Source organism: Vibrio pomeroyi, from assembly GCF_024347595.1.
Lineage (GTDB): Bacteria > Pseudomonadota > Gammaproteobacteria > Enterobacterales > Vibrionaceae > Vibrio > Vibrio pomeroyi.
Map to the genome: position 1 here is coordinate 1,531,186 of NZ_AP025506.1, position 13,806 is coordinate 1,544,991.

General features: G+C 44.3%; 13 protein-coding genes. 5 read left to right on the forward strand and 8 right to left on the reverse strand.

The genetic code is table 11. The features are described 5' to 3' along the window. Positions 1-86 precede the first annotated feature (86 nt). Entirely contained in the window at positions 87-1,475 is a 1,389-nt protein-coding gene (locus tag OCV12_RS06840; protein ID WP_261885720.1) for an aminotransferase-like domain-containing protein, read from the reverse strand. A gap of 104 nt (positions 1,476-1,579) precedes the next feature. Between OCV12_RS06840 and OCV12_RS06845 the strand changes: the two genes are divergently transcribed. Next, the gene (locus OCV12_RS06845; RefSeq protein WP_261885721.1) at positions 1,580-2,494 is read left to right on the forward strand and encodes an EamA family transporter; all 915 of its coding nucleotides are present in this window, start codon (positions 1,580-1,582) and stop codon (positions 2,492-2,494) included. 266 nt (positions 2,495-2,760) lie between these two features. Then, a complete protein-coding gene (locus OCV12_RS06850) occupies positions 2,761-3,633 on the forward strand; it encodes an aspartoacylase (RefSeq protein ID WP_261885722.1) in 873 nt (290 codons plus the stop codon). Positions 3,634-3,725: 92 nt separating this feature from the next. Here OCV12_RS06850 and OCV12_RS06855 read toward each other — a convergent pair. From OCV12_RS06855 to OCV12_RS06875, 5 genes are all read right to left on the reverse strand, one after another. Further along, positions 3,726-4,930, reverse strand: a protein-coding gene (locus OCV12_RS06855; RefSeq protein ID WP_261884783.1) for an IS3 family transposase whose coding sequence is annotated in 2 segments (ribosomal slippage) — positions 3,726-4,543 and positions 4,543-4,930 — 1,206 coding nt in all. Because the reading frame shifts where the segments join, the coding sequence is not laid out codon by codon here. A gap of 94 nt (positions 4,931-5,024) precedes the next feature. Further along, positions 5,025-6,041: a CobW family GTP-binding protein gene (locus OCV12_RS06860; protein ID WP_261885723.1), complete on the reverse strand. Its 1,017-nt coding sequence runs from the start codon at positions 6,039-6,041 to the stop codon at positions 5,025-5,027. Then, the gene (locus OCV12_RS06865; RefSeq protein ID WP_261885724.1) at positions 6,031-6,591 is read right to left on the reverse strand and encodes an LbetaH domain-containing protein; all 561 of its coding nucleotides are present in this window, start codon (positions 6,589-6,591) and stop codon (positions 6,031-6,033) included. The genes OCV12_RS06860 and OCV12_RS06865 overlap by 11 nt, the downstream gene beginning before the upstream one ends. Before the next feature lie 36 nt (positions 6,592-6,627). After that, positions 6,628-8,010 carry a dihydroorotase gene (locus OCV12_RS06870; protein ID WP_261885725.1) on the reverse strand — a complete coding sequence of 461 codons (1,383 nt, stop codon included), beginning with the start codon at positions 8,008-8,010 and terminating at the stop codon, positions 6,628-6,630. A gap of 65 nt (positions 8,011-8,075) precedes the next feature. Further along, entirely contained in the window at positions 8,076-8,552 is a 477-nt protein-coding gene (locus tag OCV12_RS06875; protein WP_176681401.1) for a Fur family transcriptional regulator, read from the reverse strand. Between the two features lie 639 nt (positions 8,553-9,191). Between OCV12_RS06875 and ihfA the strand changes: the two genes are divergently transcribed. Then, the gene (ihfA, locus tag OCV12_RS06880) at positions 9,192-9,488 is read left to right on the forward strand and encodes an integration host factor subunit alpha (RefSeq protein ID WP_004734853.1); all 297 of its coding nucleotides are present in this window, start codon (positions 9,192-9,194) and stop codon (positions 9,486-9,488) included. A 332-nt stretch (positions 9,489-9,820) separates the two neighbouring features. Next, positions 9,821-10,672 (forward strand): SDR family oxidoreductase, encoded by an 852-nt coding sequence (locus OCV12_RS06885; RefSeq protein ID WP_261885726.1) that lies wholly within the window; start codon positions 9,821-9,823, stop codon positions 10,670-10,672. A gap of 100 nt (positions 10,673-10,772) precedes the next feature. Here OCV12_RS06885 and OCV12_RS06890 read toward each other — a convergent pair whose 3' ends face one another. Then, positions 10,773-11,768 (reverse strand): ABC transporter substrate-binding protein, encoded by a 996-nt coding sequence (locus OCV12_RS06890; protein WP_261885727.1) that lies wholly within the window; start codon positions 11,766-11,768, stop codon positions 10,773-10,775. Between the two features lie 193 nt (positions 11,769-11,961). Beyond that, a complete protein-coding gene (locus tag OCV12_RS06895) occupies positions 11,962-12,738 on the reverse strand; it encodes a RelA/SpoT domain-containing protein (protein ID WP_055318633.1) in 777 nt (258 codons plus the stop codon). Positions 12,739-13,061: 323 nt separating this feature from the next. Here OCV12_RS06895 and OCV12_RS06900 point away from each other — a divergent pair, with 323 nt between their 5' ends. Next, positions 13,062-13,715 (forward strand): thiopurine S-methyltransferase, encoded by a 654-nt coding sequence (locus OCV12_RS06900; protein WP_261885728.1) that lies wholly within the window; start codon positions 13,062-13,064, stop codon positions 13,713-13,715. The last annotated feature ends 91 nt before the right edge of the window (positions 13,716-13,806 follow it).

Sequence of the window (13,806 nt, forward strand, 5' to 3'; positions counted from 1 at the left end):
AATCAGAATAATAACCGCCTCTTTTATAACAAATAGCGATGAAGGGGCTAAGAATCAAAGCTGTGAGAGAAAGCTTTGAAAACAGTCTAACCATTGACACATCGATGGATAATTTTAATCAAGTCATCCAATTGTTGCTTGGCTTCTCCCTCTAGCGAATAACCAAAATTGATGCGTAGGCAGTTGCTGTAGAGATCAAGAGTGCTGAACAGATAGCCAAGCCTGATATCAAGTTTTTGTGCGGCTACCGCTTGAGTAAATGCTGGCTGATCTAGATTGGGTATTTGTAACCAAAGCACCATGCCACCTTGTGGGTTACTGATCTTCACATCTTGAGGAAGGTGTTGGGCTAAATAGCTGAGGTATTGCTGACGTAAAGAGAGGATTTGAGAGCATCTTCTTCTAACGTGTTTGGCGTATTGGCCAGACTCGATAAAGTCAGCAACCGCAAGTTGAGTCGGCAGGGCAACACCATAACTCGCAGCAGAAAACTGAGCCTTGTACTCGTCTATGTATCTTCCCGGTAAGCACCAGCCTAAACGATAACTGGGTGAAAGGCTTTTCGATACCGACCCACACCACAACACGTATCCACCTTTGTCGTAGTATTTTGCAGGCAGTGGCGTGTGTGATGAGTATGACAACTCCAAATACACATCGTCTTCAATGATGGGTACTCGATAGTGATTCGCCAACTCAGCCAGCTTTTGCTTTTGACTTGCAGACATATTGATCCCCTGAGGGTTCATATGAGAGGTACAAAAAATCGCAGCATCCACACGTTTGTTTTTTAGATGTGCTTCCAGTTGTTGTAGGTCGACACCGTCATCCAAAGACGGGATCTCTATGATCTGACGCGACATCTTGCCAAGCAACTCCAGAATGCCGTTGAAGCAAGGAGAACTGATAGCAATGGTGTCACCTTCTTTGGTACAGGATTCAAGAGCGGCTTTAATCGCCGACATACAGCCTGCAGTGATCACCATTTCGTCCGGTGAAAAGTGCACATCGAGCTTGGCGAAGTGGGTGGACAAAGCTTGTCTTAACATTGGCTCGCCCTGTGTATCAGGGTAGTGATTAAGCCTGTCGCCCATACGTTTGATAGAACGGCGGAAACTGCGTTCTAGCTCAACAATCGATTGTTCATCATTAGTGGTGCTAGAGACTCCTAAAGGTCCATTGATTGAGTTATGAGTCGATGAAGTTTGTCTGACTTTGGAAACTTTACTCTCAAACTGTGCCCACTCAGGCGTTGAATGAACAGGCTTGTGAGGCGAGACAAAATACCCCGCTTGCGGGCGAGAATGAATCCAACCCTGTGATTCTAATTCTTGGTAACAGCTGACTACGGTCGACATGCTGATGGCTTGCTGTTTAGCTAATTGACGAAGCGAAGGCATACGCCCACCTTCGGGCCTTTTCCCGGTTTCAATCTCATCAATGAACTGATTCGCAAGTTTTCTGTAGATACTCATGGTCACGACCGTTGTTAACTGTACTGGTTTTTATTGTAAAAATTGTATCTGTACCGGTTTTGTTGTTCAAGGGATACTCTTTCAAAACAAAAGGAGGGGTCAGTATGAAAAGAAATGATTTGTTGTTAGCGGTGTTCGTGATGGCAATTTGGGGATTCAATTTCTCGATGATCAAAATGGGTGTGACCAATGTGCATCCGTTGTTGGCAACCGCAGCACGTTTCTCGCTAGCGGTGATTCCAGTGATATTTTTTGTGGCGAGACCGAGTGTCGCTTGGCGCTATTTAGTGAGTTACGGCTTCGTGTTTGGTGTGGGTATTTGGGGCATGGCTTCATGGTCAATAACAGCAGGGCTTTCATCAGGGTTGTCGTCGGTATTGCTTTCTACCAACGTATTAATCGGTATGGCCGTTGGGGTATGGGTTTTCAAAGAAAGTGCATCGGTTCGTAAGTTAATGGGTGCGATGTTAGCTATGTGTGCACTCGCGGTCTTAGTCTCGGCTGCAGAGGGCAATGTCACCGTTAATGGCGTTATCTTGATTATGATTGCAGCGTGCAGTTGGACGCTAATGGGCGTGATTGTTAAAGCATCTAAAACTAAGCAGGCTTTTGCATTCAATGTATGGGGAATGTTGTTTGCGCCAGTGCCTTTGGTGTTGTTTGCCGTGATGCTACACGGTGATCAAATTATCTGGCAGGGGATGGAACAATGGGATTGGAACACAACGATTGCAGTGTTGTTTCAGGCTTACCCTACGACATTGTTTGGTTACTGGGTGTGGAATAAGTTGTTAATCCAATATCCGTTAAGCACTACCGCATCGTTAACCTTGCTCGTGCCAATCTTTGCATTGATCAGCGGTTACTTTATGTATGACGAAGTATTATCAGTCGCACAAGTGGTTGCATCTGTGCTGTTTTTAGTCGGGATTGGCTTAATCGTAAAACCTGCGAAGGCTGCGATCACCAAAACATTAGATGACAAAGAATCAGCAGGAAAACTCGCTAAGCAATCATGATGTCGTTCGCGGTAAATAAGCGCGATGTAAACTAATCATTGAAGCTACAGTGTTGATTAAGGAACTAAGGCCTCGCAATCGCGGGGCCTTTTCATGTGTAGGTTTCGAGGTGAAAAATCGTTGCGGTTTAGCGTTCTCATAGTTCCTTTGAATTATCTGATGCTTGCTCGTTAAGTCTTCTGGAGAAATAGGTATATTGTTGTTACGTTATATCATAACAACAATGCAAGGGTGACTTGCACTTTCGATACTTGGAAATCAATTACATGGATAACATCAATCAAGTCTTACTGGTTGCCGGAACTCACGGTAACGAGCTTTCTGGAATCTACCTAAACAAACTGATCAAAGAGCGTATGTATGCCGCCGATCGTTCGACATTCTCTACGAATTCAGTTATCGCAAACCCTAAAGCGGTAGAGCAGAACGTTCGATATCTTGATACGGATCTAAACCGTCAGTTTTCTAATGCTAACCACGACGACACTGCCGGTTTAGCTGAGTACACAGTGGCGCGACAGTTTATAGATAGACACGCGAGCACAGAGCAACAACTGATTGTGGATTTGCACAACACAACCAGCAATATGGGGGCGACATTAATCTTACTTTCCAATGATACTTTCTATCAAAAAATGGGCGCGTATGTGAAACAACGAATGCCAGAAGCTAATATTCTGTTTGAAGATAGAAAGCCTTGGGATGAGCAGCCTTACCTTTGTACTGCCGGGAAGTGTGGAGTGATGATTGAAGTTGGCGCTCAGGCACATGGCTCACTGAAGTTCGATACACTTAAATTGATGAAGCATATGCTGACGATGGTTCTTGATTACGTCGAGAAGCACAACCTCAAGCAAGTACAAGCGTTAGAAGACTACGATGCCTTTTTCTATGTTGAAGAGGTGAACGTTCCGCTTGGCCCCGATGGTATGCGCGTTGCTACCGTGCATCCAGCGATCTGTGGTCGAGATTTTGAGGTAGTGAAGCAAGGTGAGCCGATACTCGCGACTTTCTTTGGCTATGATATCTATTGGGAGCGCGAACGAGAGATCTATCCACATTTCATTAATGAAAGTGCTTACGCTAAAGCCAACATTGCAATGGCACTGGCCGAGAAGCGTTTGGTCTCAGTGAAATAGCGTGTTGAACCTATAACGGATTAGTTAAAAAGCCCTATGAATGTATCAATTCATAGGGTGTACCGTCCTGATATGGGTTGACACTTGATTGACTAAAACGCTCGATGTATTTCATCGGGCGTTTTGTATTTTAGAGCAGTGTGAGGCCTATATTCATTATAGATTTTTACTGATTCGGCGACCATTTTCTTTGCTTCATCTAAATCATTCGGTTTATTCAACAGATACTCCATCTTCAATATTCCGTTGATCCTCTCTGCTAACGCATTTTGATAACAGTCATAGCCATCAGTCATTGAGCAAGATACATCATACTGTCGATGCAACTCTTGGTATTCAACAGAGCAGTACTGAACACCTCGATCTGAGTGATGAACAAGCTCACCTGTATTCTTCCGCTCTTTCAACGCGTTTAAAAAGGCCTGCTTGACCGTGCGAGCTTTCATATCATCACCTATGTGATAGCCCACGATTTTTCTTGAATAAGCGTCCGTCACTAAACTGAGATAAGTACTACCACACCGCGTTGCTAGATAAGTAATATCGGCAACCCATAATTGCTCTGGTCTTTCCGGTATTAAGCCTTCTTTGATTCGATTTGGATGGCAGTAAAAGCGATGATTACTGTTTGTGGTTCGATGATAAGCCCTTCGATTCTGCACTAATAATCGATTCATTCTCAGTAGAGAGAATAAGCGGTCTCGCCCGATTTCAATATCGTTCTGAGCAAGTAAATACTTGATCTTACGAGTTCCTATACGAGGGTGCATCATCCTTTGCTCCTTCACAAAACCGAGTACTGATTCATCTTTCTTTGTCTGATGAATTTCCGCAACACAGCGCTTGTAGAAAGCTTGTCGTGTAATACCGATGAAGTGACAAGCTTTAGTGACGGTCAACTTTCTGACCGTTTTTTCCTTAATAACTCGGCCTTGCGCTTCTTTGAGATTCGGACACCGAAATCTCGATCCATGACTTTTACAACCGCTTCAAAGAACTCAGCTTTAAGCTGAGTTTCTTCTAATTGCTGTTCGAGTTCTTTGATTCGTTGCTCTGGGGTTTGAGTTGAGGAAGAGTTTGACATAGTCGCTCCTAACGCTCTCGATTGTTCTATTCCTTTAGACCAATCTAGTTGACCATGTTTGCGAAGCCAAACTAAAACGGTAGAGCGACCTTGGATCCCATAACGCTCTTGAGCCTGCTTATAAGTCATTTCGCCTTTTTCAACTTGGCTTACTACTGCCAATTTAAAGGCAAGAGAATAATCTCGTTGAGTACGTCTACTTGTTGTTTTCATGACACTCTCCAATTTCATGTTGGAAATGTGTCAACCATATTTAGGACGGTACAGGGCTTTGATTTTAGGGAGTGGGAGAATTAACCAGTTCTGGTTAGATCTGACACGCCAACAATTGGTTTTCTAGGTCACTGTCGATGCTGTAACCAATGACTTCAATTCTGGTTTCACTGCACTCATCGAGTTCTGATTCGGTCAAACCATCCTCTGTTAAGTTGTAGCCAAAGATACCATTTGGAGTAATGAACACTGCTTTCATGCGTTCGACTTTCAAGCCGACTAGAAATCGTCGTAAACGCTGGTGGTCGAACAGTTTGTCAGCCGCGAATCGCCAACCAATACTTTCAAACCCTTCACCTTGGTTGCTCGCCTTTATCATACCGCTCTCTGGCATCGGTAATTCTGAAGCGAGTGGCTTATCTTGCTTATGATGGTGATGGTGATGGTGGTGATGGTGCCTATGAGCTTGGTGGTGATAGAAATTACTGTTTCCATCAAACTCGTCGTATGGGATCTTACCATGATGAGCAAAGATCAGCTTAGTGTCAGGGTGACAAACCTGTGCAACGTACTCAGCCAGTTTTTCTGCATCGCCACTTTTGTAGAGATCGACTTTATTACCCACGATGGTATCGGCAATGGTGATTTGCTGATTGAAGGTATCGTGTTCAGAGTAGCGTGTGTCAGATAGCTTACGGGCGTCGACCAAAGTCACGTTCTTCTGAAGTGACAACACCTTACGGTAGTGCTCAGAAGACAAGACTTCTAACACTTCTTTAGGGTGACCAAGCCCGGTAGGTTCTATCAACAAGCGATCAGGTTTTGCCTCAGACAGCAGTTGATTCAGCGCTATTTGCATCGGTAAACCAGCCGCGCAACACATACAGCCGCCAGGCACTTCTCGGATAAACACTTGTTGTTTGCTGTCGTTCCCTTGTATCAAACTGCCGTCTACGCCGATTTCTCCAAATTCGTTCACCAAAATCGCCCAGTTCTCATCTGCAGGCTTGTTCTTCATTAGGTTGAGAATCGCGGTAGTTTTACCTACGCCGAGAAAGCCGGTAATGATATTGGTTGGAATACCCAAGAGAGGCTTTTCATCAGAGCTCATTGGCAATTCTCCTATAACCTTGAACAAGGGTATGGTTTGCCGAAACAACGGACTCTGAAAACGCAGAATACTCAGGTGGTACCTTTGAGATATTGTTCAAATCAAACCTTGAACCGATGTTGGTCATTGGTGGTACGTGGAAGTTCTCAGGTAAGTCGTGTCCGTCTACCACGCAGTTATGGCGAATCACACAACCTTTGCCAATCACCGCATTAAAGACGACGGAATTGAAGCCAATAAATACGTCGTCACAGACCTGACAAGGACCATGAATAATAGATCGGTGAGCAATGGATGAGCGTTCACCAATAGTGACGGCTGCGCCAGCTTTTGAGTGAATAACCACACCATCTTGAATGTTGGTGTCGCGCTTAATCACAATGGCTTCCATGTCACCCTGTTCGTTGACCTCGTCAGCACGAATCACAGCGTAAGGGCCAATAAAGACGTTGTCTTCAATGATGACCTTGCCACAGATGATGGCGGTCGGGTCAATGAAAGCGGTCTCCGATACTTCAGGCATGTGACCGCTTGGATTTCTTCTTAACATATTGATTTCTTTTTATTGATGGTAATAACTGATGGACTAGCGCTCGAATGACAGCCTCATTGCTGGAGTGACAATGTCACCCGATATGTCTTTTGATGTATCAGCGGTATGTGTATGTTGGTTCTCAGGGGATTCTGGATTGCTATACACCTTGGCGCCATTGACCCAGGTGTGCTTGATCTGAGCAGAGAATTCGTGCCCTGCGAACGGTGACCACCCACATTGATACAAGCTGTTGTTATTACTGACTAGAGTTGGTGTCTGTGGATCGACTAATACTAAATCGGCGAAGTAGCCCTCACGGATATAGCCGCGTTCCTGTATCGCATAACGGATCGCTGGGTTATGTGAGGTTTTCTCGACCACCTGTTCGACAGTCAAGGCTCCAGCTCGCACGTGGTCAAACAGACTCAATAAGGCGTGCTGTACCAGAGGTAAGCCGGCAGGTGCTTGTTCGTAAGGAACTTGTTTCTCTTCCCATGTATGTGGCGCGTGATCTGTCGCGATGATGTCGATTTGGCCTGTGCTCAACGCTGCTAATAGAGCGTCTCTATCACTAGGGTATTTGACGGCTGGATTGCACTTAATTTGGTTACCGAGCGTTGCGTAATCTTTGTTGCTAAACCATAGGTGATGGACACAAGCTTCTGCGGTAATGCGTTTTCCTTGAATGGGGCCGACTTCAAACTGAGCGAGTTCTTTTTCTGTCGTGATGTGCAGCACATGAAGTTGACTGTTGTGTTTTTTAGCTAGCTCAATCGCATAAGAAGAAGAGGCATAACAAGCTTTGTCGTCTCTTATAATGGGGTGATCTTCAATCGTGAAAACCGCTTTCTCTTTTCTTAATTGTTCTTGGTTCTTGGCGATAACAGGCCCGCTTTCACAGTGGGTGACAATTAGGACGGGAGAATCACGGAATATGGCATCGAGTGCTTGAGGATCTTCAACCAACAAGTTGCCCGTTGAAGCGCCCATAAACACCTTAACACCACAGTGTTTAGTTGGGTCGAGACGCTTAATTTGTTCGAGGTTGTCTTCGGTCGCTCCCAGATAAAACGAGTAATTTGCTAGAGAGCTTTGTGCTGCAATATCGAACTTTTTTTCTAAGGCTTCAATGGTCGTTGTTGCAGGGTTTACGTTTGGCATCTCCATATAGCTGGTAATACCGCCTGCAACCGCAGCTCGTGACTCAGTGGCGATTGAGCCTTTGTGAGTTAAACCCGGCTCACGAAAGTGAACTTGGTCATCAATCATTCCAGGAATTAGGTAACAGCCTTGCGCGTCAATGACCTCATCGTTTGGGCTTGGTGAAATGTGGTTTGCGATCTTTTCGATTCGCTGGTCGACGACCAATACATCTGTTTCGGTGACGATGCCTTCGTTAACCATGCGGGCATTCTTTATGAGCGTTGCAGACATAGCGTTTCACTTTCTCCTTGTTGATAGGGCTAATACTGTTGAGAGTGTTTAAGAGAGTAGGAGCATCATTGAGTGGAAGCGGGCTCATTTTGGTTCGCACATTCGTCGCACACACAGCTTATCTCTAACTGAGGGCTAACAACGGTGAAGCCTTCTTGTTTAGCATGAGATTGAAGGTCACGAATAATGGCAGGGTGGATGGTTTGCTCGCTGATCTTGTCGCACTTGGAACAGATCAAAAATTGGGGGATGCCATGCTCATGTTCGCAAAGAATATGGTCGCAAAGTATGAACTTATTGGAGACTTTCAGTTTGTGCGCCAAGTGGTGCTCTTCTAGGAACTCCAATACTCGATAAACCGACATTGCCTGAACATTCTGATCAAAGTGCTCTTTACAGTAATCGACAATTTCATAGGCAGACAGCGCTTTGTCGGCGTGTACCAACGCACGTAATATCAACAGCCTCTTTGCCGTAAACTGTTTGCCATTGGTTTTGCAGCCTTGTTTTACATGCTTAATGATCGCTTCGACGTCTCTCATTCAATCCACTAAATTAAAAATAACATAGAGATGTTATAACATAACAATTTGAGCGGTAAAACGTACTTTTGGTTTTGTTAGTACTAAGTGTGACTATTATTAGTTTTAAATGAAATAAGGAAGCGCGACGTTTTTAAGATTGGAAACAGAGGTTCAGCTGGGCAATACCGTTTTAAAACGTCGACGAGCGCGGCACATATCTGAATTCGATATTGACCCAATCGAATTAAATGCTGAAATGATACGAATCTCATATTTAATAACGCTTATTTAGTAACCTCTGTTGAGTTCGATATCAAATCAAGTGGCTGATTTTATTGGGTATCGGAGACAAGTCTCAGAAATTAATATTTAGAAAACTAAAGTTTTAAATATTGGTTAAGTTGATTTGGTTGGAATATAACTCTGTTTGATGGCTATGAAGTAGAGGTTTTTTAGCTATATGTGTGAATTTAGGAGCGAGTTATCTTTCTGATTTGAAAGAATAATTCAATAGTTCAGATAAAAAAGTTGGCGAAAATCAGAAGCTTGGCATACACTTTCCTTGTAAATGACCTTATCTCATTGATTGAATAGGGTAAATGCTTTGGCGCTACTGGCGATGGTAGCAATGTTTAACATAGCTTTGAGGAAAGTTTTATGGCACTCACGAAGGCCGATTTGGCTGAGAACCTGTTTGAGACACTCGGATACAGCAAGCGGGATGCCAAGGAAACGGTGGAAGTGTTTTTCGAAGAAGTTCGTAAAGCGCTCGAAAATGGCGAACAGGTAAAACTGTCTGGTTTTGGTAATTTTGATCTTCGCGAGAAAAACGAGCGACCTGGTCGTAACCCGAAAACTGGTGAAGACATTCCAATTTCTGCTCGACGTGTTGTTACTTTTAGACCGGGACAAAAACTAAAGGCCCGTGTCGAAAATATTAAAATCGAGAAGTAGCCAAGCAATAGACCACGCCTAGCGTGGTCTTTTTGTATCTGACCTTCGCCAATCCACTTTTAAATCAATTCCCATCCGTTTCTTTGCTATCCGAACCTCTATGGCTTCAGTGTTGTGAAGTCTCGTTTCACCTTTCTAATGATTAGAGTCCAGGTTTCGTCTGACTGATGAAACTGATATGAGTTTTCAGCTTCCCACCAGATGATTCGCTTCATTATTTTTCTCACGTCGGTCGTTCGAGCCTGTGAATTCGACCAAGTTAAGCTTTGAGATGGTCTAGTATATTACTGAATGTATAAAGATAACTGCTCGATGACCAAGAGGGATAAGGGATGAAGATTGCTGTTACCGCCGCAAGTGGGAAGTTGGGCTCTGCTATCGTAGAAGCCACCGTCAAATTAACCTCGAAAGATCAAGTGGTCGCTCTAGCAAGAACACCAGAGCGCGCTCTCGGCTTGGGAGTCGAAGTACGTCCGGGTGATTATGAGGATGCTCACCAGCTCGAACAGTCATTGCAAGGTGTGGATGTTGTCTTGTTAGTGTCTGGTATGGATGCTCCGGATAAGCGTATTGGACAGCATCGTAATGTGATTGAAGCCGCCAAAAAGGCAGGCGTGAGAAAGATTGTTTATACCAGCGTACAAGGGGCCGAGGAGAACACGGCATTTTCCCCTGTTATTCAAAGTAACCGTCAAACAGAGCAAGATGTCCGTGAGAGTGGACTGGAATGGGTGAACGGCCGCAATGGTATCTATATCGAACCCGACATCGAATACATCGATAGCTACAAGAAAGCAGGGGGCATCTTTAACTGCGCAGGTGAAGGCAAGTGTGGCTATACAACCCGAGAAGAGCTGGGTTACGCATACGCCCGCATGCTTGTTGAAGATAAACACAACGGCAATACCTACAATCTACATGGCGATGCCATTACTCAAGCACAACTAACGGATTACATGAATGGCGCGTTTGGGACCGATCTTACATTCACATCGATGAGTGTTGAAGAGTATCGACTAGACCGAGTAGCTGAATTGGGTGACTTTATTGGAACGGTTATTGCGGGTATCTATCAAGGCATCCTTGAAGGGAAGTCGGATAACCCGAGTCATTTCGAACAAGCTGCAGGGCGCAAGCATGTTAGTTGGCAAGATTACTTTTCAGAACTTAAGTCTCAACAATAGTTTCTGAACGTTCTCATTTACGGTGTTCAGAAGATAAAAAGTCTGGCAACTGGCCAGACTTTCTCGTTGTTGGAATAACTTGTATTAGCTTTGATAAGCCTTACAGCGCTTCTTCCACATTGGTGGCGACACTTGCTGATACCCAAGGCTTCCATACTTGTGGTGAGCTTTCTAGAAAGTAATACATGGCTTCTTCGGCGTCGGCTTGGTTGTCTTCCATCCAGGCCAACAACTCGCTCATTTGTTTATTGGTAAAACCACGTTTTTCAAAGTATTGGTAAGCAAGAGGCTCATTATTAGCAAAGGCTTCTGTAGTAATTGTGTGAACCGGTGCTGGTGGATACATGGTCACTTTAGGAGATTCACAATCGGGTTGTGTCGTACAGTTACGGAATTCCTCAATGTCGGTACCGCTACCGAAATCGACCTTAACCATATCGTATTTACCTAGCACAGGTGTTGGTGACCAATAGTAACCAAACCATGGCTTCTCACGCTCATAAGCTTTGGCAATGGTTCCTGCAAGTGCAGCACCTGAACCCGGATCCACCATTTCAAATCCATGTTTATCTAAACCCATCGCATTAAACAAGTGCTCGGAAGTTATCTGGCATGTCCATCCTGCCGGGCAGCTATAGAATGCGAACTTTTCATCGTCTTCTGGATGTTCGAATAACTTAGCGTGTTTGATGACACCTTCGATTGTCGTCATCTCAGGATACTGTTCAACAAGGTAGTTAGGTACCCAGAAGCCTTCTTCACCGCCGTTGACCAAAGACTTACCCGCGTAACGTAGGCGCTTATCCGCAACACCCTTATCCAACGCTTCTTTGATGCCGTTAGTCCAAAGCTCCGGCGCAACATTAGGTTGACCCTTTTCAATCATTGATGTGCCTGTAGGGACGCTATCACCGGGGATTAAATCCGCTTCACAACCGTAGCCGTTATTTAAAATGAATTGGTCAACGTGGGCAATCAGGCTCGCCGAGTTCCAGTTCATGTCCGCAATGGTGATCTCTCCACATTCGTCAGCACTAGCGTGTGCAGAAAACGCAGCAAGTAGCGCGAAGGAAAGCATGGATTTGTTAATCTGCATTGACGTAATTCCTTTTCTTGTCAGAAGCTTATTCGCTATAGAAACAGAAATGTTCGGCGGAGAAAAGAGACTGAGATCTAAATTTAAACGATCTGATTATTTGGGATAGGAAGTGGAGAGGCTACTCAACAAGTACTAAAAAGGGCTGCGAGTGCAGCCCTTGTGATGTTTATTGGATTAGCCTATCTATGTGTTAAGCCGCTTTAATGTGCGTTGTAATGTACGGCTGCCATGCTTGTTGGTATAGCTCTAAAGATTGACGTCTTAGGCTATTGATTTGCGCCGCTTCGATGTCGTTGATTGGGCGTTTTTCTGCAATTGCGTGACGCTCAATGCCTTGGATGATTTCGTATAGTTCGTGCTCTGGGCCACTTTTCACATCAGCAATCGCTTTCAAGTGAAGTTGAACTTCAGCAATGATGTTGGTTTTAGGCAAACGAACTAACAGGTTAAGGTCACGGTAGCCAGAATCAGCAGGTGACTTAAACTTGTTTTTCAATTTCACAACGTCCGCTTCACGACTTAGTGATTCGTACACTTCAACCAAGCTCTCTACGTCATTTGCGATAATCGTTGCACGAGCTAAGTCGGTAATTCTTGTTACATCGCCATCAAGCTCAAGGTCAATTTTCTCTTCTGCACGAGCTTGAGATTTAACACCTGCGAACAGGGCTTCTGAATTGGTTAGTAGGGCAGTACTTTTACAGATAGTTTCTAGCTCAGCTTGTGCTTGGTGAGCTTTGCTGTAAAGGATGTCGAAATCGGTATAAGGCTGAGTCGGACGTGAGTCGAATGCTTTAATGCCATATAGACCGCTTAGGCTATGGCGGAATACGTTTGATGAAACTTGGTTTTGCGCTGGAGTGCGCGATTGATCAGTTGAACTCGTTGAAACAGGTGCTGCTGCGAATGCAGGCGCTCGGCTCAATACTAGAAGCATTAGGGCCGTCGTACGGAGAAATACACTCATTCAAACTCCAAAATACAAGGTTACAAAAACGGGTAGTCAAAAGGGGTAACCAGTAACGCATAAGAGTAAAAACAGCTTAACTAAACTCACTACATATTAAATGGGGCTAGCTAAGGCAGAAACCAACTCTAACGTTTAATATCGCTTTAAAATGTGAACATATAGACAAATAATTCAAGCGTTTGTTCCGCAATTTTAAGAACTTTGAACTCGGCCAGTTTCTGATTTTATTGAAACCAATTTGGAACTTTAAACCAAGCTAAGGTTGCTCTTACCTCTCTATACTGTACCCTTGCATTATGACTGTTTAACATGAACGAAAGATGAATAATCCTGAATTTTGGCACAATAAATGGGCAGCCAACCAAATTGGTTTCCACCTTGAAGATGTAAACCCACTTCTGATTGAATTTTGGAAAAAAACCGACCCTAGCTACGAGAAGAGTGTGTTTGTCCCACTTTGTGGCAAAAGCGAAGATCTGATTTGGTTAGCGTCTAAACATGAAGAGGTTCAAGGGGTTGAGCTTAGCCAAATCGCGGTACGCGCATTTTTCTCAGAGCATTTTTACACGCCGACTGTGACTCAAATTAATGGTCAGCATGAGCTTTACCAATTCGATGAACTGAGTGTTTACACGGGTGACTACTTCACAGCGCCTATTCAGCCTGTTGACATTATTTATGACCGCGCTTCTTTAGTGGCATTGCCTGAAGAGATGCGAGTGCAGTATGTCGAGCGTTTGAAACAACTACTGAAACCGGGCGGTAAGATCCTTCTGGTGACGCTGGATTATGACCAAAGCGAAATGGCTGGGCCTCCGTTTAGCGTGCCTAAGCTAGAAATTGATCAGTTGTTCGAAGGTTATAAGATCACATTGTTGAATCAGGACATCGCAGACGATGAACATCCTAAGATTGCGAAGAAAGGGTTGTCTCGCTTCTGTGAAGAAGTGTATTTGATTGAGTCAGACGCTTAAGTTCAGTCTGCTTAGTTAAGCCAACAGATAACACCAACAAAAAGACGGGCTCGATAGCCCGTCTTTTTTATTGTTCAGATTTGAACTCGTG